Below are 20,052 nucleotides of genomic sequence, written 5' to 3' on the forward strand. Positions count from 1 at the left end.
CGACGATGAAGACGACGACGCATCACGCCAGCCGCATCGGCGGCTGGACGGCCGCGGTGGCGGCGCTGGCCACCGCGCCGGCCTGGGCCCAGGTCAACGACCTGCCGGGCGGCCCGGCAGTCAACCAACTCAACCTCGGCGCCCCGGCCACGCGCATGGCCGCCGACCTGATCTGGCTGCACTGGGCGATGCTGATCATCTGCACGGTGATCTTCATCATCGTGTTCGGCGTGATGTTCTACTCGATCATCAAGCACCGCAAGTCGGTCGGCCACAAGTCGGCCCACTTCCACGAGAGTGTCGCGGTGGAGATCGCGTGGACCGTGGTGCCGTTCATCATCGTCATCGCGATGGGCGCGATGGCCACCAAGACGGTGGTGGCGCAGAAGGACACGACCAACGCCGACCTGACCATCAAGGCCACCGGCTACCAGTGGAAGTGGGGCTACGACTACCTGAAGGGCGAGGGCGAGGGCATCGCCTTCCTGTCGACGCTGGACGCGTCGCACCGCGAGGCCTCCGACTCTGGCAAGCCCCCGCCGATGGACGACTATCTGCTGAAGGTCGACAACCCGCTGGTCGTGCCGGTGGACAAGAAGGTGCGCATCGTCACCACCGCCAACGACGTGATCCACGCCTGGATGGTGCCGGCGTTCGGCGTCAAGCAGGACGCGATCCCGGGCTTCGTGCGCGACCTGTGGTTCCGCGCCGAGAAGACCGGCGACTTCTACGGCCAGTGCGCCGAACTGTGCGGCAAGGAGCACGCCTACATGCCGATCCACGTCAAGGTGGTGACGCAGCAGGAGTACTCGCAGTGGGTCGAGGGCAAGCTCAAGGAGATGCAGGCCGCCGCCGACGACCCGAGCAAGGTGTGGGAACTGGCCGACCTCGTCGCGCGCGGCGAGAAGGTCTACGCGGCGAACTGCGCCGCCTGCCATCGCGCCGACGGCAAGGGCGCGGGCCCGATCAAGCCGCTGGACGGCAGCGCCGTGGTCACCGGCGACCCGTCCGCGCAGATCGCGATCCTGCTCAACGGCGCGGCCAACGGCGCGATGCCCGCGTGGCGCCAGCTGTCCGACACCGAGCTCGCCGCGGTGATCACCTACACGAAGAACGCCTGGAGCAACAACACCGGCAAGCTGGTCCAGCCTGCCGAGGTCGTCGCCGCCCGCAAGTAAGCCGCCGCCCGAAGGAAATCCGATGAGTGCTGTTCTCGACCACCACGCCGGTCACGCGCACGACGACCACGCGCACGACCATCCGCACGGCTGGCGGCGCTGGCTGTTCGCCACCAACCACAAGGACATCGGCACGCTGTACCTGCTGTTCGCGTTCACGATGCTGATGATCGGCGGCGTGCTCGCGCTGGGCATCCGTCTCGAGCTGTTCCAGCCCGGCCTGCAGTACGTCAACCCCGAGCTGTTCAACCAGCTCACGACGATGCACGGCCTGATCATGGTGTTCGGCGCGATCATGCCGGCGTTCGTCGGCTTCGCGAACTGGATGGTCCCGCTGCAGATCGGCGCTGCGGACATGGCCTTCGCGCGCATGAACAACTTCAGCTTCTGGCTGATGATCCCGGCGGCGATCATGCTCGTCGCGTCGTTCTTCATGCCCGGCGGCGCGCCTGCGGCGGGCTGGACGCTGTACGCGCCGCTGACGCTGCAGATGGGCCCGAGCATGGACGCCGGCATCTTCGCGATGCACATCCTCGGCGCGAGCTCGATCATGGGCTCGATCAACATCATCGTCACGATCCTGAACATGCGCGCGCCGGGCATGACGCTGATGAAGATGCCGCTGTTCGCGTGGACCTGGCTGATCACCGCGTACCTGCTGATCGCGGTGATGCCGGTGCTCGCCGGCGCGATCACGATGACGCTGACCGACCGTCACTTCGGCACCAGCTTCTTCAACCCGGCGGGCGGCGGCGACCCGGTGATGTACCAGCACATCTTCTGGTTCTTCGGGCACCCCGAGGTCTACATCATGATCCTGCCGGCCTTCGGCATCGTCAGCGCCATCGTGCCGGCGTTCGCGCGCAAGAAGCTGTTCGGCTACACGTCGATGGTCTACGCGACGGCGTCGATCGCGATCCTGTCGTTCATCGTCTGGGCGCACCACATGTTCACCACCGGCATGCCGGTGACGGGGCAGCTGTTCTTCATGTACGCGACGATGCTGATCGCGGTGCCCACCGGCGTGAAGATCTTCAACTGGGTGGCCACGATGTGGAAGGGCTCGATGACCTTCGAGACCCCGATGCTGTGGGCCGTGGGCTTCATCTTCGTGTTCACGATCGGCGGCTTCACCGGGCTGATCGTCGCGATGGCGCCGATCGACCAGCAACTGCACGACACCTACTACGTCGTCGCGCACTTCCACTACGTGCTGGTGGCCGGCTCGCTGTTCGCGATGTTCGCCGGCGTGTACTACTGGGGTCCGAAGTGGACCGGCGTCATGTACTCCGAGACGCGCGGCAAGATCCACTTCTGGGGTTCGATGATCTTCTTCAACCTCACGTTCTTCCCGATGCACTTCCTCGGGCTGGCCGGCATGCCGCGCCGCTACGCCGACTATCCGATGCAGTTCGCCGACTTCAACGCGATCGCCTCGGTCGGCGCACTCGGCTTCGGGCTGATGCAGGTCTACTTCTTCCTCGCCGTCGTGCTGCCGATGATGCGCGGCCAGGGCGAGAAGGCGCCGGCCAAGCCGTGGGAGGGTGCCGAGGGCCTCGAGTGGGAGGTGCCGTCGCCGGCGCCGTTCCACACCTTCGAGACGCCGCCCAAGCTCGACGCCACGGCCACCCGGATCGTCGGCTGACCGCGTGGGGATTGGCGCCATGGCAACGTCGTCGCCCGAGCAGCGCAAGGCCAACGTGCGGCTGGGCCTGATCCTGGCCACCGTCGCGCTGGTCTTCGCGATCGGCTTCGTCGTGCGCCTCGTGTACTTCGGCGGCTGAGGCGCTGGTGATGGCCCCGCGCGACGGCAACGGCTCGCTGCATCGCGACAACCTGCGCATGGTCGGCAAGCTCGGCGTCGTCGCCGCGCTGATGTTCGGCTTCGGCTACGCGCTGGTGCCGATGTACCGCGCGATCTGCGACGCGCTGGGCATCAACGTGCTGTCGGTCGCCGAGCGCGCGGCCACCGGACAGGGCAAGACCGGCAGGGTCAGCACGCAGGTCGACACCAGCCGCACGATCACCGTCGAGTTCGACGCCAACGCCCGCGGGCCGTGGGACTTCAAGCCGGCGCTGCGCTCCGTGCAGGTGCACCCGGGTGAACTGGCCACGGTGATGTACGAGTTCCGCAACAAGCAGGACCGCACGATGGCCGCGCAGGCGATCCCGAGCTACGCGCCGCGGCAGGCGACCGCATACTTCAACAAGCTCGAGTGCTTCTGCTTCAACGAGTACACGCTCGCCCCCGGCGAGACCAAGCAGTGGCCGGTGGTGTTCGTGATCGACCCGAAGCTGCCGAAGGACGTGACGACGATCACGCTGAGCTACACGTTCTTCGAGGTGGCGGGCAAGGGGCTGCAGGCGCGCGCCGCGGCGGTGGAGTCGCGGTCGTGAGCGACAAGCCGCCGGGCGACCTGGCCGAGGCGCTGGCGCGCCGGGGCTCGTTCCTGCAGACGATGCGGGCGGTGGCCTGGTCGTTCTTCGGCGTGCGCCGTTCGCGCGAGTACGAGCAGGACGTCAGCCGGCTCAACCCGGTGCACGTGATCGTCGCCGGGGTGCTGGGCGCGGCGCTGTTCATCGTCGCGCTGGTGCTGCTGGTGAGGTGGGTGGTGGGCAGCGGCATCGCCGCTGGTTGATCGGGTTTCGCGAAGCAACGGATTTCGGTTCGAGGAGAGAACGACAATGTCGGCAGCGACACACGGCGGGCAGACCCCGTATTACTTCGTGCCCGCACCGTCGCGGCACCCGGTGATGACGGCCATCGGCCTGTTCTTCGTCATCCTGGGCGCTGCGCAGTGGGTCAACGGCCACGGCTGGGGCGCCTACGCGCTGCTGTTCGGCCTGCTGTGGTGGGCGGTGGTGATCTGGCAGTGGTTCGGCGACGCGATCCGCGAGAGCGAGGGCGGGCTGTACAGCCAGCGCATCGACGTGTCGTACCGCTGGAGCATGAGCTGGTTCATCTTCAGCGAGGTGATGTTCTTCGGCGCCTTCTTCGGCGCGCTGTACTGGGCGCGCGTGCACTCTGTGCCGATGCTGGGCAACCTCGACCACCAGATCCTGTGGCCCGACTTCAAGGCCGCTTGGCCGACCTCGTCGCCGGGTGCGACGGCGTCGCCTGCGGGCACCGTCGAGCCGTTCCAGACGATCGGCCCGTGGCCGCTGCCGACGCTGAACACGGCGCTGCTGCTGACCTCGGGCCTGACGCTGACGATCGCGCACCATGCGCTGATCGCCAACCAGCGTGCGAAGACGATCTTCTGGATGTGGATCACCGTCGCGCTGGGCGCCACCTTCCTCGGTGTGCAGGCCTACGAGTACCTGCACGCCTACCGCGACCTGAACCTCAAGCTCAGCTCGGGCGTGTTCGGGTCGACCTTCTTCATGCTCACCGGTTTCCACGGCTTCCACGTGTTCGTCGGCATGCTGATGCTGCTGTTCATCACGTTGCGGCTGATGAAGGGCCACTTCACGCCGCAGCGCCACTTCGGTTTCGAGGGCGCCGCGTGGTACTGGCACTTCGTCGACGTGGTCTGGCTCGGCCTGTACGTGGTGGTCTACTGGATGTGAGCCGCGGCCGGGCCGCGCGCCGCGCAAACGCCGCGTCGTGCGGCGTTTGTCTTTTTCCGGCCGGCCTCAGCGCCCGGCCGGGATGCCGGTGGGCTGGATCCAGCCCATCCAGTAGCTGAACAGTATGAACAGGAACAGCGCCACCGACAGCCCCACGCGCAGCGCCAGCGCGCGCGCCATGTGCTTGTCGGGGGCCTCGCCCTCGCGCCGCCGGCGCAGCATGAACACGCCGGCGCTGCCGAGCGCGACGACCACCGCGACGAGCGCGAGCACGAGGATGAACTTCATGGCCCGCGATTGTCCGCGATGGCCGTCGTGAGCGAGCGCCGGCGCCGCTGGCTGGTGTTCGGCGCGGCGCTGCTCGCCGCGGCGCTGACCGCGCGGCTGGGCCTGTGGCAGCTCGATCGCGCGGCGCAGAAGGTCGCGCTGCAGCGCGCCATCGAGGCGCGTGCCGCCGAGCCGCCGCTGCCTGCCGCGGCGCTGGCGCGCGACGCCGAAGCCGCCGCGGCGCAGCACCACCGCCGCGTGCGCCTGGCCGGGCGCTGGCGCAACGAGTTCAGCGTCTACCTCGACAACCGGCAGATGGACGCCCGCCCCGGCTTCGTGCTGGTCACGCCGCTGAAGCTCGGCGACGGCAGCGCGGTGCTGGTGCAGCGCGGCTGGGTGCCGCGCGACCCCTACGACCGCACCCGCGTGCCGCCGCCGCCCGGTGACGGCGACGGGGAGGTCGAGGTCCACGGGCGCATCGCCGCGCCCCCATCCCGGTTGTACGACTTCGGCGGCGTCGACGAAGGGCGCATCCGGCAGAATGTCGACCTCGACGGGTTGGCCCGCGAAACCGGGCTGAACCTGCGGCCGCTGTCGGTGCTGCAGCTCGACGACGGCGGGGCCGCCGACGGCCTGCAGCGTCGCTGGCCGCAGGTCGCCGTGGACGTGCACAAGCACTACGGCTACGCCTTCCAGTGGTTCGCCTTGAGCGCGCTGATCACGGGTCTTTATGTCTGGTTCCGAATCGTCCAACCCCGCCGCAGGCGCTGAGCCGCTGAGCTTCACCGTGCACTCGATGCCGCGACCGGCGCTCGACGACGCGGTGCGCCGCACGCGCGCCGGGCGCTGGAAGCTGCTCGGTGTGGTGCTGTTCGCCGCGCTACCGGTGATCGCGTCGTATCTGACGTACTACTTCTGGCGGCCCGAGGCGCGCAGCAACTACAGCGATCTGATCGAACCCCCGCGCGGGATCCCGGCGCTGACGCTGCGCGACCTCGACGGCGTAGGCGTCGACGCGGCCACGCTCAAGGGCCAGTGGCTGCTGGTGGTCGTCGCGCCCGCGGCGTGCGGTGACGCGTGCGAGAAGTTGCTGTACCTGCAGCGCCAGTTGCGCGAGATGACCGGGCGCGAGCGCGACCGCATCGACAAGCTGTGGCTGGTGATCGACGATGCGCCGGTGGCGCCGGCGCTGCGTGACGCGCTGCAGGCGGCGCCGGCGACGCAGGTGCTGCGGGTGCCGGCCGACGAAGTCTCGGGCTGGCTCGCCGCGGCGCCCGGCGAGTCGCTGAGCGCGCACCTGTACATCATCGACCCGAGGGGACAGTGGATGATGCGTGCACCGGCGCAGCCCGAGCCGGCCAAGCTCAAGCGCGACGTCGACCGTCTGCTGCGTGCGGCGGCGTCGTGGGACCGCCCCGGGCGATGAGTGACCGCCCGCGCAGCGTCTTCGGCGCCATCGACGAGGGGCGGCCGGCGCACCGGCACGGCCCGGTTCGCGGTGGTCGCCTGAGCGCACGCGGTTCATGGGGCGCGGCGGGCGCATGCGCGCCGTTCAGTGCGTTGCGCCCTTCGTGGTGGACGCTGGAAGTCTGACAGGATGGAAACGCAGTCCCTGGTCGATCTGGCACCGCTGGCGCGGCTGGCGTTGCTCGGTATCGTCGTCGCCGCCGGCCCGCTGGCGTGGATCTGGCTGCGGCACCGCGGTGCGTCGCCGGCGCGGCGGCTACATGCACTGACGCTGCTCACCGCTTTCCTGACCTTCGACCTGATCGTCTTCGGCGCCTTCACCCGCCTCACCGACTCGGGGCTGGGCTGCCCCGACTGGCCCGGCTGCTACGGCAAGGCCAGCCCGATCGGTGCGCGCGCCGAGATCCACGCTGCGCAGACCGAGATGCCCACCGGCCCGGTGACACACGGCAAGGCCTGGATCGAGATGGTGCACCGCTACCTGGCCACCGGCGTGGGGGTGCTGATCACGGTGATGGCGATCGTCGCGTGGACCGAGCGCCGGCGCGGCACGCCGGGCCTGCCGTCGCCGTGGTGGCCGACCGCAACGCTGGCTTGGGTCAGCGTGCAGGGCGCGTTCGGCGCCTGGACGGTCACGCTCAAGCTGTACCCGGCGATCGTGACCGCGCACCTGCTCGGCGGGCTGGCGCTGCTCGCGCTGCTGGTGATCCAGGCTCAGCGCTTCGCGCCGAAGCCGCTGGCGCTGTCGCCCGTGCAACACGCCGCGCTGTGGGTGCTGGCGGGGCTGTCGGTGCTGCAGATCGCGCTCGGCGGCTGGGTTAGCACCAACTATGCGGTGCTCGCCTGCACTGACTTTCCGACCTGTCAGGGCCGCTGGTGGCCGGAGATGGACTTCGCGAACGCGTTCGTGCTGCGGCGCGAGCTCGGCGCGGCCGCCGACGGCAGCTACCTGCCGTTCGCCGCGCTGACCGCGATCCACTACACGCACCGGCTGTTCGCGTACCTGGTGCTGGCGGCGATGCTCGTCGTCGCCGCGATGCTGCGTCGCGCGCACCGCAGCGGCGCGTGGGCGCTGGTCGCGCTCGCCGCCTGGCAACTGCTCAGCGGGCTCACCAACATCGTGCTCGAGTGGCCGATCGTCGCCGCGCTGGCGCACTCCGCGGGGGCGGCGCTGCTCGTGGGGTTGCTGACGCTGCTGCTCACGCGCGCGGCGCTGGCGCGAAGCACCGTGCCGGCCGGCGCCATCGCGGCGCGCGCCTGGTCGCAGGGCTGACAATGCGCGCACCGATGACCGCTCCGCCCGACCGAGCCGCCGCGGCCGCGCTGCGCCCGACGGGGACGCGCTGGCGCCAGTACTACGTGCTGACCAAGCCGCGCGTCGTGCAGCTGATTGTGTTCTGCGCGCTGATCGGCATGCTGCTGGCCACGCCGGGGTGGCCCGACTGGCGGATCGTGCTCGCCGCGGTGGCCGGCATCTGGCTCGTCGCGGCGGCGGCGGCGGCGTTCAACTGCCTGATCGAGGAGGGCATCGACTCGCGCATGGCGCGCACCGCGTGGCGCCCCACCGCGAAGGGCGAGCTGACGCGCACGCAGACGCTCGCGTTCTCGGCGCTGCTGTGCGTCGCCGGCAGCGCGCTGCTTTACTGGGCGGTCAACCCGCTGACGATGTGGCTGACCTTCGCCACCTTCGTCGGCTACGCGGTGATCTACACCGTCGTGCTCAAGCCGCTGACGCCGCAGAACATCGTCATCGGCGGGGCGTCGGGCGCGATGCCGCCACTGCTGGGCTGGACCGCGGTGCGCGGCGAGGTCGGCGCCGAGGCGCTGCTGCTGGTGCTGATCATCTTCCTGTGGACGCCGCCGCACTTCTGGGCGCTGGCGCTGTACCGCACCGAGGACTACCGCCGTGCCGGCCTGCCGATGTTGCCGGTCACGCACGGCGCCGAGTTCACCCGGCTGCAGGTGCTGCTGTACACCTTCGTGCTGTTCGCCGCGACGCTGCTGCCGTTCGTGCACGGCATGAGCGGGTGGATCTACCTCGCCGCCGCGGTCGTGCTCGGCGCCTCGTTCATCGCGCTGGCATGGCGGCTGTGGCGCGAGTACAGCGATGCGCTGGCGCGTCGCACCTTCCGTTTCTCCATCTGGCACCTGTCGCTGCTGTTCGCGGCGCTGCTGCTCGACCACTACCTGATGCCATGGCTCGCATGATTCCCCGTCGCCTCGTCCTGTGTGCCGCCGCCGCATCGGCACTGCTGCTGGTCGCCGGCTGCGACCGCGTTCCCGGCCTGGGCGGCGGCGGCAAGCCGGCGTTCCAGGCCATCGACATCACCGGCGCCGAGTACGGGCGCGAGCTGTCGCTGACCGACGCCGACGGCCGCCCGCGCACGCTGGCCGACTTCCGCGGCAAGGTCACGGTGGTGTTCTTCGGCTACACGCAGTGCCCCGACGTGTGCCCGACGACGCTGGCCGAACTGGCCGAGGTCAAGCGCTCGCTGGGCGCCGACGCCGACCGCGTGCAGGGGGTGTTCGTCACCGTCGACCCCGAGCGCGACACGCCCGAGGTGCTGAAGGCCTACATGGCCAGCTTCGACCCGAGCTTCGTCGCGCTGCACGGCACGGCCGAACAGACGCAGGCCGCGGCCCGCGAGTTCAAGGTCTATTACGCGAAGGTGCCGGGCAAGACCGACAGCAGCTACACGATGGACCACACCGCCGGTTCGTACGTGATCGATGCCGAAGGTCGGCTGCGGCTTTTCACCCGATACGGCAGCGGCGCGAAGGCGCTCGCCGACGACCTGAAGCTGCTGCTGGCCGAGGCAAAGGGCTAGCCCTTGTCCCTGGCGGGTTTCCTGGTCGCCGCCGTCGTGCCGGCCGTCACGCCCGGGCCGGGGATGGCCTGCGCCGTCGCGCGCATGTTGGCCGCAGGGCGCGGCGCACCTGGGCTGCCTCGGCCTTCGATTGCCGCTGCGTGACGGCGGCGCCTCCAGCGTGACGCGGCTGGGCGCCTGCCTGGTGCCGGCGCGTCGCGCGGCCTCCTGAACGGTCGACGGCTCCCGCAGGAGCCGTCGGTCGCGTGCGCGCTGCGCCGGCGTTCAGGCCGACTCGGCGAGCGCCTTGCGCATCTTCTTCATCGCCGCCACCTCGATCTGGCGGATGCGCTCGGCGCTGACGCCGTACTCGGCGGCCAGCTCGTGCAGCGTCATGCCACCGGAGCCGTCGTCGTTGACCTCGAGCCAGCGCTGCTCCACGATGCGCCGGCTGCGCGCGTCGAGCACCCCGAGCGCCTGCTGCAGTCCGTCGCCGGCGAGGCGGTCGCGGTGGCGGGCCTCGATCAGCCGCGTCGGCTCGTGGTGTTCGTCGGCCAGGTACGCGATCGGCGCGAAGCTCTCCTCGCCGTCGTCGGCCTGCGCCTCGAGCGCGACGTCGCCACCGGCCAGGCGCGTCTCCATCTCGAGCACTTCCTCGGGCTTGACCCGCAACTCGCGCGCCACCGTCGCGACTTCGGCCGAGGTCAGCGTCGCCCGGTGCGTGTCGGCGTCGGCGGCGTCGCCCTTGAGCGACTGCTTCAGCGAGCGCAGGTTGAAGAACAGCTTGCGCTGTGCCTTGGTCGTCGCCACCTTGACCATGCGCCAGTTGCGCAGGATGTACTCGTGGATCTCGGCGCGGATCCAGTGCAGCGCGTAGCTGACCAGCCGCACGCCCTGCGCCGGGTCGAAGCGCTTGACGGCCTTCATCAGGCCGATGTTGCCCTCCTGGATCAGGTCACCCTGTGGCAGCCCGTAGCCCAGGTACTGGCGCGACACCGACACGACGAGCCGCAGGTGCGACAGCACCAGCCGACCGGCGGCCTCGACGTCGCCGTGCTCGCGCAGGCGACGCGCGAAGTCCACTTCCTCCTGTGCGGTCAGCAGCGGGATGCGGTTGACCGCGCTGATGTAAGCGTCCAGATTCCCCAGCGAGGGCACCAGGGCCCAGGGATCGCGCACGACGACGGCGTTGGCAGTCATGTTCATGTCCAGTAGATCACCCCCCGGGGTTCTCGGTTCCGTGGATATTAGCACTCGCGCGTCGAGAGTGCTAAAGCGCGTGCCCACCGAACCACCGGCGGCGCGGCGAATGTCGCGCCGCGACTGACGGCGAAGACGTCAGCCACCGGTCAGCGCGCGCGTCAGAATCGGGCCGACAACCCCAGAACGCGGCCGCGAGCCGCGCCCGTCGGAGACACGCGTGTTCAAAGGCCTGGCCGCGCAACGCCTGGTCGCCCTGTTCGCCGGCGGCTGGGTGCTGCTGAACTTCCCGCTGCTGGCGCTGTGGGACCGCGATGTGACCCTGTTCGGGCTGCCGCTGTTCCCGGCCGCGCTGTTCATCGGCTGGGCCGCGCTGATTGCCGCCGTCGCCTGGGCCGTCGAGCACGACGGCGACGACGGCGGGACCTGAGCGTGTTGTCGGTCGCGCTGGTTCTCGGGGCGTCGTTCGCCTACTTGCTGCTGCTGTTCGGCGTCGCATGGTGGGCCGACCGGCGCGCCGCGGCGGGCCGCTCGGTGATCGGCAACGCCTGGGTGTACGCGCTGTCGATGGCGGTGTACTGCACCGCCTGGACCTACTTCGGCAGCGTCGGCCGCGCCGCCACCGGCGGCGTGTGGTTCCTGCCGATCTACCTCGGGCCGACGCTGGCGATGGCGGTCGCGTGGATGGTCGTGCGCAAGATGATCCGCATCGCGCGCGCCTACCGCATCACGTCGATCGCCGACTTCGTCGCCAGCCGCTACGGCAAGAGCCCGACGCTGGCCGGGCTGGTCGCGCTGATCACGCTGGTGGGCATCGTCCCGTACATCGCGCTGCAGCTCAAGGCGATCGCCGGCGGCTACGCGCTGCTGACCACGCCGCTGGGCGAGGCGCTGCCGCAACGCGGCCCCTGGTGGGCCGACGGCACGTTCTACACCGCACTGGCGCTGGCCGGCTTCACGATGGTGTTCGGCACCCGGCACCTCGACAGCACCGAGCGCCACGAGGGCATGGTCGCGGCGATCGCGTTCGAGTCGCTGGTCAAGCTGCTGGCGTTCCTCGCGGTGGGCGTGTTCGTCACCTGGGGCCTGTTCGCCGGCCCGGGGGACCTGTTCGCACGCGCGCTGGCGGTGCCCGAGCTGAAGGCGCTGCTGACGCTCGGCCAGGGCCTGTCGTTCGCCTACGAGCAGTGGTTCGCGCTGACGCTGCTGTCGATGCTGTCGGTGATCTTCCTGCCGCGGCAGTTCCAGGTGATGGTCGTCGAGAACGTCGACGAGCGCCACCTGAAACGCGCGGCGTGGGTGTTCCCGGCGTACCTCCTGGCGATCAACCTGTTCGTGTTGCCGATCGCGTTGGGCGGGCTGCTGCACTTCGGTCCGGGCGCGGTGGTCGGCGCCGACACCTTCGTGCTGTCGCTGCCGCTGGCCGAAGGCCGGTCGATGCTCGCGCTGGCGGTGTTCATCGGCGGCCTGTCGGCGGCCACCGGGATGATCATCGTCGAGGCCATCGCGGTGTCGACGATGGTGTGCAACGACCTGGTCATGCCGCTGCTGCTGCGCAGCGCACGCTTCGCGGCGAGGCGCGACCTGTCCTCGCTGCTGCTGGCGGTGAGGCGCGTGGCCATCGTCGTCGTGCTGCTGCTCGGCTACGTCTACTTCCACCTCGCCGGCGAGGCCTATGCGCTGGTGTCGATCGGGCTGATCAGCTTCGCCGCGGTGGCGCAGTTCGCGCCCGCGGTGCTCGGCGGCATGTACTGGAAGGGCGGTACGCGCGCCGGCGCGCTGGCCGGGCTGGCCGCCGGCTTCGTGCTGTGGGTCTACACGCTGATGTTGCCTTCGATCGCGAAGTCCGGCTGGTGGGCCACCGACTTCGTCGACCGGGGGCCCTTCGGCATCGCGCTGCTGCGCCCCGAGCAACTGCTCGGGCTGTCCGGCCTCGACTACCTGACGCATTCGCTGTTCTGGAGCCTGCTGGCCAACGTCGGGCTGTACGTCGGGGTGTCGCTGGCGCGCACGCCGCGCGCCGCCGAGACGAGCCAGGCGCTGCTGTTCGTCGACGTGTTCGAGCGCACCTCGCACGGCCGACCGGTGTTCTGGCGCGGACGCGCGCAGGTCGCCGACTTGCAGGCGCTGGCCGCGCGTTTCCTCGGCGCCGATCGGGCGCGCCGGCTGTTCGAGGGCTACGCGCGGCGCGTCGGCGCCGCAGGCGTCGATCGCATCGTCGCCGACGCGCGGCTGGTGCACTTCGTCGAGACGCAGATTGCCGGCGCGATCGGCAGCGCGTCGGCACGCGTGATGGTCGCCTCGGTGGTCGAGGAGGAGGCGCTCGAACTCGACGACGTGATGCGCATCCTCGATGAGGCGTCGCAGCTGCGCGCCTACTCGCGCGAGCTCGAGCAGGTCACCGCCGACCTGCGCGCCGCCAACGACAAGCTCAAGAGCCTGGACCGGCTGAAGGACGACTTCATGTCGTCGGTCACGCACGAGCTGCGCACCCCGCTGACCTCGATCCGCGCGCTCGCCGAGCTGATGCTCGACGACCCGCAGATGGACGCAGCGCAGCGCCAGCACTTCCTCGGCATCGTCGTCGCCGAGACCGAGCGCCTGACGCGTCTGGTCAACCAGGTGCTCGACATGGCGAAGATCGAGTCGGGCCACGCGCAGTGGCACAACACCGACGTCGACATGAGGGCGCTGGTGCAGCAGGCGGCGCAGACGGTCGCCGAACTGCTACACGAGCGCGGTGCGACGCTGCGCCTGTCGCTGCCCGACGACGCGCCGGTGATCCGCGCCGATCGCGACCGCCTGATGCAGGTGCTGATGAACCTGCTGACCAACGCCGCCAAGTTCGTGCCGGACATCGGCGGGCGCGTCGAGCTGCGGCTGAGCACCGACCCGCAGGGGCTGACGGTGGAGGTCCAGGACAACGGCCCGGGCGTGCCGGCGGCGCTGCGCGACCAGGTGTTCGAGAAGTTCCGCCAGGGTGACGACGCGCGCGGCCGCCCGCAGGGCACCGGGCTGGGGCTGCCGATCAGCCGCCAGATCGTCGAGCACTTCGGCGGACGCATGGAGCTTCGACCTGACCAAGGTCAAGGCGCCTGTTTCGCCTTCACCCTACCTTGGACCCACGCCGCGGCACCCTCGAGCGGGCCGGCGGCCAGCGCAGACGAGCCGACGCCATGAGCCCACCCGCCAAGATCCTGATCGCCGACGACGAGCCGAACATCCTCGTCTCGCTCGAGTTCCTGATGAAGCGCGAAGGCTACGAGGTGCTCGTCGCGCGAGACGGCGACGAGGCCATCGAGGTGCTGCGGCGCGAGCGCCCGGCGCTGGTGCTGCTCGACGTGATGATGCCCAAGCGCACCGGCTTCGAGGTCTGCCAGGCGCTGCGCGCCGACGAGGCGCTGAGGGACGTGCGCGTGCTGATGCTCACCGCCAAGGGCCGCGACACCGACGTCGCCAAGGGGCTGGGCGTGGGCGCCGACGCCTACATGACCAAGCCGTTCTCGACCAAGGAACTGGTGCAGAAAGTGCGCGAGATGCTCGAGGCGCGCTCGTGAGGGCCGACGCGCGGCGCGCGCGCTGGCTCGTCGCGGCCGGCGCCGGCGCCGCCGCGCTGGCCGCGGGGTGGGTCGCGCTGACTGCATGGCTGCTTGCCTCGACGCTCGAGGCGCAGGAACGCGAGGCGCTGCGCAGCCTGCTCGAGCCGCGCGCCGGGCTGTTCGTGCTGACCGCGCTGGGGCTGGTCGGCGCCGCCGTGGCGCTGGCGCAGTGGGTCCACCGGCGCTGGGTCGCGCCGCCGGCGCGGCTGCTCGAGCAGGCGCAGGTGCTGCTGACCAGCGACGCGCAGCGCGAGATCGAGGGCGAGGGCGGCGCCGACGTGCGTGCGCTGGCGCAGGTGGTCAACGACCTGGTGCGCCAGCGCGACCGCCTGCGCGACGAGATGGCCGCGCAGGTCGCCGAGGCCAGCCGCGGTGTCGAGCAGGAACGCAACCGGCTCGCCGCGCTGATGAGCGAGCTCACGCAGAGCGTCGTCGTGTGCAACCTCGACGGCCGCGTCCTGCTGTACAACAACCGCGCACGCGTGCAGTTCCGCGCGCTGTCGGCGGCGCCCAGCGTCGCCGCGGGCGCCGAGCTGATCGGGCTCGGGCGCTCGATCTACACCGTGTTCGACCGCAAGCTCGTCGCGCACGCGCTGGACAGCGTGCAGCAGCGCCTGGCGCGCGGCGCGCTGCACCCGGTGGCGCAGTTCGTCACCACCACGCGCGCCGGCCAGCTGCTGCGCGTGCAGATGGCGCCGGTGCACGGGGTGACCGAAGGCGCCGACGCACCGATCAACGGCTTCGTGCTGATGCTCGACAACATCACGCGCGAGTTCGAGGAGGAGTCGGCGCGCGACCGCGTGCTGCACGGACTGACCGAGGGCGCGCGCGCTTCGCTGGCGAATCTGCAGGCGGCGGTCGAGTTGCTCGACGACGACGCGGTCGACGCACCCACGCGCGAGCGTTTCCTCGGCGTGATCCGCGACGAGACGCGCTCGCTGAGCCGGCGCATCCAGGACGCGGCGGCGCAGGCCACGCAGGGGCTGGCCACGCGTTGGCCGCTCGAGGACATGCTCGGCGCCGACCTCGTGGCCGCGGCGCAGCGCCGACTGCAGGCCGCGGGGCTGCGCGTGGACGCCAACGACGTCGACGCGTCGCTGTGGCTCACGCTCGACAGCTTCTCGCTGCTGCAGGCGCTGGCCTACCTGGCCGGACGGCTGCGCGACGAGTACGGCATCGCGCTGGTGCAGCTGCGCCTGCAGGCTGCTGGCGAGGCGCGCGCGCACCTCGACCTCGCCTGGACCGGCCAGGCGATGAGCACCGAGACCGTGATGGGCTGGGAGACCGACCCGATGCGCCTGGGTGCCGAGACCAGCCCGCTGACGGTGCGCGACGTCGTGCAGCGCCACGGTGGCGAGTTCTGGTTCGAGCGCGAACGCGTGCGGCACCTCGCGTTCTTCCGCTTCCTGCTGCCGCTGGCGCGCGGCAGCGGCGAAGTCGACGCCGCCACGTTCGTGCGCAGCGACAGCCGCCCCGAGTACTACGACTTCGACCTGTTCGCGGTCAGCGAGTCGAGCCGCGCGCTCGACGACCGGCGGCTCGCCGAACTCGCTTACACGGTGTTCGACACCGAGACCACCGGGCTCGAGCCCTCGGCGGGCGACGAGATCATCCAGATCGGCGCGACCCGGCTGGTCAACGGCCGCCTGCTCAAGGGCGAGTGTTTCGACCAGCTCGTCGACCCGCGCCGGCCGATCCCGCCGGCGACGATCCCGATCCACGGCATCACGCCGGCGATGGTCGCTGGCCAGCCGGCCATCGACACCGTGCTGCCGGCGTTCCACGCGTTCGCGCAGGACACCGTGCTGGTGGCGCACAACGCGGCCTTCGACATGCGCTTCCTGCAGCTCAAGGAGGAGGCCACCGGCGTGCGCTTCGACCAGCCGGTGCTCGATACGCTGCTGCTGTCGGCGGTCGTGCACCCGAACCAGGAGTCGCACCGCCTCGAGGCGATCGCCGAGCGCTTCGGCGTGACGGTGATCGGCCGCCACACCGCACTCGGCGACGCGATGGTCACCGCCGAGATCTTCCTGCGCCTGATCCCGCTGCTCGCCGAGCGGGGCATCCACACGCTGGGGCAGGCGCGCGAGGCGTCGCAGCGCACCTACTACGCGCGCATCACCTACTGAGGCGTCGGCGCCGCCCGCGCCGCGACCTGCCGGCGGGCGCGTCGGCAGTCGCCCGCGGCGGCCGGCCTGCCACCTCGGCCGTGGCCGCAGCGAACGACGCGCTCGCCACGGCAGCATCGCTTGACAAGGCTCAAGTTGCGCGGGTCCCGGGCGGCCGAGCATCGGGCCCGCCGAGCATCCACTTCCAGAGGTACCGATGACGACGAGCTACATCCGCTGGTTCCGCGACCTGTCGCTGACCGACCTGCCGCTGGTCGGCGGCAAGAACGCCTCGCTGGGCGAGATGTTCCGCGAGCTGTTGCCGCTGGGCGTGCGCGTGCCCGACGGCTTCGCCGTCACCGCGCAGGCGTACCGCGACGCGCTCGACGCCGCCGGCGCCTGGGGCGAGCTGCACGCGCTGCTGGACCGGCTGGACAAGCGCGACACCGATGCGCTGGCGCGCGCCGGCGCGCGCGCGAGAGAGATCGTCTACGGCGTGCCGATGCCCAAGGCCGTCGAGCAGCAACTGCGCGAGGCGTGGCGCGCGATGAAGGCGCGTTTCGGCGAGGACCTGAGCGTGGCGGTGCGCAGTTCGGCCACCGCCGAGGATCTGCCCACCGCCAGCTTCGCCGGCCAGCACGACACCTACCTGAACATCCGCGGCGAGGAAATGCTGATCGACGCCGTCAAGCGCTGCCAGGCGTCGCTGTTCACCGACCGCGCGATCAGCTACCGCACCGACCAGGGCTTCGACCACTTCAAGGTCTACCTGTCGGTCGCGGTGCAGCAGATGGTGCGCAGCGACCTCGCCTCCAGCGGCGTGATCTTCACCATCGACACCGAGAGCGGCCACCCCGACTTCGTCTTCGTCACCGCCGCGTGGGGGCTGGGCGAGAACGTCGTGCAGGGCGCCGTCGACCCCGACGAGTTCTACGTGCACAAGCCGACCTACCGCCAGGGCCACCGCGCGGTGGTGCGGCGCACGCTTGGCGACAAGCAGGTGCACATGGTCTACGCGACCGGGCGCACGCGCGAGCCGGTGGTCAACCGCCCGACGCCGAAGGCCGACCGCGCGCGCTTCTGCCTGAGCGACGACGACGTGCTCGAGCTCGCCGGCGCGGCGATCGCGATCGAGGACCACTATCGCCGTCCGATGGACATCGAGTGGGCCAAGGACGGCCCCGACGGGGCGCTGTACATCGTGCAGGCGCGGCCCGAGACGGCGGCGTCGCAGAAGCGCGTGAACGTGCTCGAGGAGTACGTGCTCGACGGCACGGGCCCGGTGCGCGCGCAGGGCCGCGCGGTGGGCGCGAAGATCGCCACCGGCGCGGTGCGCCGCATCGTCGGGGCGCACGCGCTGAGCAGCTTCCGCCCCGGCGAGGTGCTGGTGGCCGACACCACGACGCCCGACTGGGAGCCGGTGATGAAGACCGCGGCGGCGATCGTCACCAATCGCGGCGGGCGCACCTGCCACGCGGCCATCGTCGCGCGCGAGCTCGGCATTCCGGCGGTGGTCGGCGCCGAGCGTGCCACCGAAGCGCTGAAGGACGGCGATACCGTCACCGTGTCGTGCGCCGAGGGTGCGGTGGGCCGCGTCTACGACGGCGCGCTGCCGTTCCACAAGGACGTCAGCGACCTGGCCGGGCTGAAGAAGCCGGCCACCGAGATCATGGTCAACCTCGGCAACCCCGAGCTGGCGTTCCAGGTCAGCCAGATGCCGTGCGACGGCGTCGGGCTGGCGCGCATGGAGTTCATCGTCAACGAGTACATCAAGGTGCACCCGATGGCGGTGCTGCATCCGCAGCACATCCGCGACGACGCGGTGCGCGCGCAGGTCGAGGCGCTGTGGGCGCAGTACGCCGACGGCGCGGCGTACTTCGTCGAGCGCCTGAGCGAAGGCGTGGGCACGATCGCCGCGGCGTTCTGGCCGCGCCCGGTGATCGTGCGGCTGTCGGACTTCAAGAGCAACGAGTACGCGGCGCTGCTCGGCGGGCGCGACTTCGAGCCGCACGAGGAGAACCCGATGATCGGCTTCCGCGGCGCGGCGCGCTACGTGCACCCGGCGTACGAGGAGGCGTTCGCGCTCGAGTGCATCGCGCTGCGCCGCGTGCGCGAGGCGATGGGGCTGACCAACCTGAAGCTGATGGTGCCGTTCTGCCGCCGGCTCGACGAGGCGCGGCGCGTGCTGCAGGTCATGGCCAGGCACGGACTCGAGCGCGGCAAGGGCGGCCTGGAGGTCTACGTGATGTGCGAGATCCCGAACAACGTGCTGCTGATCGACGAGTTCGCGCAGCTGTTCGACGGCTTCTCGATCGGCAGCAACGACTTGACGCAGCTCACGCTCGGCGTCGACCGCGACAGCGCGATCGTCGCCGAGAGCTTCGACGAGCGCGACCCCGGCATGCTGAAGATGCTCAGACTCGCCGTCGAGGGCGCCAGGCGCAACGGGCGCCACAGCGGGATCTGCGGCCAGGCGCCTTCGGACCACCTCGAGATCGCAAAGTACCTGGTCGAGCTGGGCATCGACAGCATCAGCCTGACGCCCGACCGGGTGCTGAAGACGATGCAGGCGGTGCACGAGATCGAGCAGGCGCAGGGGCGCGCGCCGCGCGACTGAGGCGCTCCCCGGGGCGAGGGACGCTCGAGGGGCGCTCGAGGCGCGCCCGGCGCTGCGCGACCGACCCCGTCGCTAGAATCGCGGCAGTGACGTCGCAGTGACAGGCCGTGGTGCCCGGCCTCGGGCGCGGCGGCCTGGCGACCCGGTCCCATCACCCTCCAGGAGTCCGCCATGCCCCTCGTCTCGATGCGCCAGCTGCTCGACCACGCCGCCGAACACGGCTACGGCATCCCTGCGTTCAACGTCAACAACCTCGAGCAGGTGCAGGCGGTGATGACCGCCGCCGCCGAGGTCGGCGCGCCGGTGATCCTGCAGGCCAGCGCCGGTGCGCGCAAGTACGCCGGCGAGCCGTTCATCAAGCACCTGATCCTCGCCGCGATCGAGCAGTGGCCGCAGGTGCCGCTGGTGATGCACCAGGACCATGGCCAGAGCCCCGACGTGTGCAAGGGGGCGATCGACCTCGGGTTCTCGTCGGTGATGATGGACGGCTCGCTGCAGGCCGACGGCAAGACCATCGCCAGCTACGACTACAACGTCGACGTCACGAAGCAGGTCGTCGACATGGCGCACGAGCTCGGCGTCACGGTCGAAGGCGAGCTCGGCTGCCTCGGCTCGCTCGAGACGATGAAGGGCGACAAGGAGGACGGCCACGGTGCCGAGGGCACGATGACGCGCGAGCAACTGCTCACCGACCCCGAGCAGGCCGCGGACTTCGTCAAGCGCACGCAGCTTGACGCGCTGGCGATCGCCATCGGCACCAGCCACGGCGCCTACAAGTTCACGCGCAAGCCCACCGGCGACATCCTGGCGATCGACCGCATCAAGGAGATCCACCGCCGCATCCCGAACACGCACCTGGTGATGCACGGCTCGTCGTCGGTCCCGCAGGACCTGCTCGAGCAGATCCGCCGGTACGGCGGGAAGATGAAGGAGACCTACGGTGTGCCGGTCAGCGAGATCCAGGAGGCGATCAAGTTCGGCGTGCGCAAGATCAACATCGACACCGACATCCGCCTGGCGATGACCGGCGCAGTGCGCCAGTTCATGGCCGAGAACCCGGAGAAGTTCGACGCGCGCGAGTGGCTCAAGCCGGCGCGCGAGGCCGCGTACCGCATCTGCAAGCAGCGCTACCTCGAGTTCGGCTGCGAGGGCCAGGCGGGCAAGATCAAGCCGCTGGGCCTGGCCGCGATGGCGCAGCGCTACGCCAAGGGCGAACTCGCGCAGACGGTGGTCTGAGCG

General features: G+C 70.5%; 19 protein-coding genes. 17 read left to right on the forward strand and 2 right to left on the reverse strand.

Annotated elements, in window-relative coordinates; all coding sequences use genetic code 11:
* Positions 1-5: 5 nt before the first annotated feature.
* From coxB to PKC53_RS08085, 6 genes are all read left to right on the forward strand, one after another.
* Positions 6-1,178 carry a cytochrome c oxidase subunit II gene (gene coxB / locus PKC53_RS08060; RefSeq protein WP_324427946.1) on the forward strand — a complete coding sequence of 391 codons (1,173 nt, stop codon included), beginning with the start codon at positions 6-8 and terminating at the stop codon, positions 1,176-1,178.
* Positions 1,179-1,200: 22 nt separating this feature from the next.
* Positions 1,201-2,823: a cytochrome c oxidase subunit I gene (gene ctaD, locus PKC53_RS08065; protein ID WP_324427948.1), complete on the forward strand. Its 1,623-nt coding sequence runs from the start codon at positions 1,201-1,203 to the stop codon at positions 2,821-2,823.
* A gap of 19 nt (positions 2,824-2,842) precedes the next feature.
* Positions 2,843-2,962: a cytochrome oxidase small assembly protein gene (locus tag PKC53_RS08070; protein WP_324427950.1), complete on the forward strand. Its 120-nt coding sequence runs from the start codon at positions 2,843-2,845 to the stop codon at positions 2,960-2,962.
* Positions 2,963-2,972: 10 nt separating this feature from the next.
* Positions 2,973-3,575 carry a cytochrome c oxidase assembly protein gene (locus tag PKC53_RS08075; RefSeq protein WP_324427952.1) on the forward strand — a complete coding sequence of 201 codons (603 nt, stop codon included), beginning with the start codon at positions 2,973-2,975 and terminating at the stop codon, positions 3,573-3,575.
* A gap of 62 nt (positions 3,576-3,637) precedes the next feature.
* On the forward strand, positions 3,638-3,817 hold the full coding sequence (locus PKC53_RS08080; protein ID WP_324428004.1) for a DUF2970 domain-containing protein: 180 nt from the start codon (positions 3,638-3,640) through the stop codon (positions 3,815-3,817).
* A gap of 46 nt (positions 3,818-3,863) precedes the next feature.
* Positions 3,864-4,748, forward strand: coding sequence for a cytochrome c oxidase subunit 3 (locus PKC53_RS08085; RefSeq protein WP_324427954.1), 885 nt, complete (start codon positions 3,864-3,866; stop codon positions 4,746-4,748).
* A 66-nt stretch (positions 4,749-4,814) separates the two neighbouring features.
* Here the strand turns inward: PKC53_RS08085 and PKC53_RS08090 are convergent, their stop codons facing one another.
* Positions 4,815-5,036 carry a twin transmembrane helix small protein gene (locus PKC53_RS08090; RefSeq protein ID WP_324427955.1) on the reverse strand — a complete coding sequence of 74 codons (222 nt, stop codon included), beginning with the start codon at positions 5,034-5,036 and terminating at the stop codon, positions 4,815-4,817.
* 18 nt (positions 5,037-5,054) lie between these two features.
* Between PKC53_RS08090 and PKC53_RS08095 the strand changes: the two genes are divergently transcribed.
* The 5 genes from PKC53_RS08095 (at position 5,055) to PKC53_RS08115 (ending at position 9,310) form a co-directional block, all read left to right on the forward strand.
* Positions 5,055-5,786, forward strand: a complete 732-nt coding sequence (locus PKC53_RS08095) for an SURF1 family protein (protein ID WP_324427957.1) — start codon at positions 5,055-5,057, stop codon at positions 5,784-5,786.
* Complete coding sequence (locus PKC53_RS08100) at positions 5,746-6,441, forward strand: hypothetical protein (protein ID WP_324427958.1); 696 nt, start codon at positions 5,746-5,748, stop codon at positions 6,439-6,441. The genes PKC53_RS08095 and PKC53_RS08100 overlap by 41 nt, the downstream gene beginning before the upstream one ends.
* A 171-nt stretch (positions 6,442-6,612) precedes the next feature.
* Positions 6,613-7,755: a COX15/CtaA family protein gene (locus PKC53_RS08105; protein ID WP_324427959.1), complete on the forward strand. Its 1,143-nt coding sequence runs from the start codon at positions 6,613-6,615 to the stop codon at positions 7,753-7,755.
* Between the two features lie 14 nt (positions 7,756-7,769).
* On the forward strand, positions 7,770-8,690 hold the full coding sequence (gene cyoE / locus PKC53_RS08110) for a heme o synthase (protein WP_324427960.1): 921 nt from the start codon (positions 7,770-7,772) through the stop codon (positions 8,688-8,690).
* Entirely contained in the window at positions 8,687-9,310 is a 624-nt protein-coding gene (locus tag PKC53_RS08115) for an SCO family protein (protein ID WP_324427961.1), read from the forward strand. Before cyoE ends, PKC53_RS08115 begins: the two co-directional genes overlap by 4 nt.
* A gap of 264 nt (positions 9,311-9,574) precedes the next feature.
* On the opposite strand, the gene rpoH is transcribed toward PKC53_RS08115, so the two are convergent.
* Entirely contained in the window at positions 9,575-10,489 is a 915-nt protein-coding gene (rpoH, locus tag PKC53_RS08120; RefSeq protein WP_324427962.1) for an RNA polymerase sigma factor RpoH, read from the reverse strand.
* A gap of 220 nt (positions 10,490-10,709) precedes the next feature.
* On the opposite strand from rpoH, the gene PKC53_RS08125 reads away from it, so the two are divergent.
* The 6 genes from PKC53_RS08125 (at position 10,710) to fba (ending at position 20,049) form a co-directional block, all read left to right on the forward strand.
* Positions 10,710-10,919 (forward strand): hypothetical protein, encoded by a 210-nt coding sequence (locus tag PKC53_RS08125; RefSeq protein ID WP_324427963.1) that lies wholly within the window; start codon positions 10,710-10,712, stop codon positions 10,917-10,919.
* A gap of 2 nt (positions 10,920-10,921) precedes the next feature.
* The gene (locus PKC53_RS08130) at positions 10,922-13,669 is read left to right on the forward strand and encodes a sensor histidine kinase (protein ID WP_324427964.1); all 2,748 of its coding nucleotides are present in this window, start codon (positions 10,922-10,924) and stop codon (positions 13,667-13,669) included.
* Positions 13,666-14,046 (forward strand): response regulator, encoded by a 381-nt coding sequence (locus PKC53_RS08135; RefSeq protein WP_324427965.1) that lies wholly within the window; start codon positions 13,666-13,668, stop codon positions 14,044-14,046. The genes PKC53_RS08130 and PKC53_RS08135 overlap by 4 nt, the downstream gene beginning before the upstream one ends.
* Positions 14,043-16,217 carry an exonuclease domain-containing protein gene (locus tag PKC53_RS08140; RefSeq protein WP_324427966.1) on the forward strand — a complete coding sequence of 725 codons (2,175 nt, stop codon included), beginning with the start codon at positions 14,043-14,045 and terminating at the stop codon, positions 16,215-16,217. The genes PKC53_RS08135 and PKC53_RS08140 overlap by 4 nt, the downstream gene beginning before the upstream one ends.
* Before the next feature lie 196 nt (positions 16,218-16,413).
* Positions 16,414-18,813 carry a phosphoenolpyruvate synthase gene (gene ppsA / locus PKC53_RS08145; RefSeq protein ID WP_324427967.1) on the forward strand — a complete coding sequence of 800 codons (2,400 nt, stop codon included), beginning with the start codon at positions 16,414-16,416 and terminating at the stop codon, positions 18,811-18,813.
* Positions 18,814-18,984: 171 nt separating this feature from the next.
* The gene (gene fba, locus PKC53_RS08150) at positions 18,985-20,049 is read left to right on the forward strand and encodes a class II fructose-bisphosphate aldolase (protein ID WP_324427968.1); all 1,065 of its coding nucleotides are present in this window, start codon (positions 18,985-18,987) and stop codon (positions 20,047-20,049) included.
* The last annotated feature ends 3 nt before the right edge of the window (positions 20,050-20,052 follow it).

Source organism: Azohydromonas sp. (assembly GCF_035325925.1).
Taxonomy (GTDB): domain Bacteria; phylum Pseudomonadota; class Gammaproteobacteria; order Burkholderiales; family Burkholderiaceae_C; genus Calidifontimicrobium.

Bases quoted from the DNA above. Each gene is read 5' to 3' on its own strand.
- coxB (WP_324427946.1), top strand. From the start codon at position 6: ATGAAGACGACGACGCATCACGCCAGCCGCATCGGCGGCTGGACGGCC.
- ctaD (WP_324427948.1), top strand. From the start codon at position 1,201: ATGAGTGCTGTTCTCGACCACCACGCCGGTCACGCGCACGACGACCAC.
- PKC53_RS08070 (WP_324427950.1), top strand. From the start codon at position 2,843: ATGGCAACGTCGTCGCCCGAGCAGCGCAAGGCCAACGTGCGGCTGGGC.
- PKC53_RS08075 (WP_324427952.1), top strand. From the start codon at position 2,973: ATGGCCCCGCGCGACGGCAACGGCTCGCTGCATCGCGACAACCTGCGC.
- PKC53_RS08080 (WP_324428004.1), top strand. From the start codon at position 3,638: ATGCGGGCGGTGGCCTGGTCGTTCTTCGGCGTGCGCCGTTCGCGCGAG.
- PKC53_RS08085 (WP_324427954.1), top strand. From the start codon at position 3,864: ATGTCGGCAGCGACACACGGCGGGCAGACCCCGTATTACTTCGTGCCC.
- PKC53_RS08090 (WP_324427955.1), bottom strand. From the start codon at position 5,036: ATGAAGTTCATCCTCGTGCTCGCGCTCGTCGCGGTGGTCGTCGCGCTC.
- PKC53_RS08095 (WP_324427957.1), top strand. From the start codon at position 5,055: ATGGCCGTCGTGAGCGAGCGCCGGCGCCGCTGGCTGGTGTTCGGCGCG.
- PKC53_RS08100 (WP_324427958.1), top strand. From the start codon at position 5,746: ATGTCTGGTTCCGAATCGTCCAACCCCGCCGCAGGCGCTGAGCCGCTG.
- PKC53_RS08105 (WP_324427959.1), top strand. From the start codon at position 6,613: ATGGAAACGCAGTCCCTGGTCGATCTGGCACCGCTGGCGCGGCTGGCG.
- cyoE (WP_324427960.1), top strand. From the start codon at position 7,770: ATGACCGCTCCGCCCGACCGAGCCGCCGCGGCCGCGCTGCGCCCGACG.
- PKC53_RS08115 (WP_324427961.1), top strand. From the start codon at position 8,687: ATGATTCCCCGTCGCCTCGTCCTGTGTGCCGCCGCCGCATCGGCACTG.
- rpoH (WP_324427962.1), bottom strand. From the start codon at position 10,489: ATGACTGCCAACGCCGTCGTCGTGCGCGATCCCTGGGCCCTGGTGCCC.
- PKC53_RS08135 (WP_324427965.1), top strand. From the start codon at position 13,666: ATGAGCCCACCCGCCAAGATCCTGATCGCCGACGACGAGCCGAACATC.
- ppsA (WP_324427967.1), top strand. From the start codon at position 16,414: ATGACGACGAGCTACATCCGCTGGTTCCGCGACCTGTCGCTGACCGAC.
- fba (WP_324427968.1), top strand. From the start codon at position 18,985: ATGCCCCTCGTCTCGATGCGCCAGCTGCTCGACCACGCCGCCGAACAC.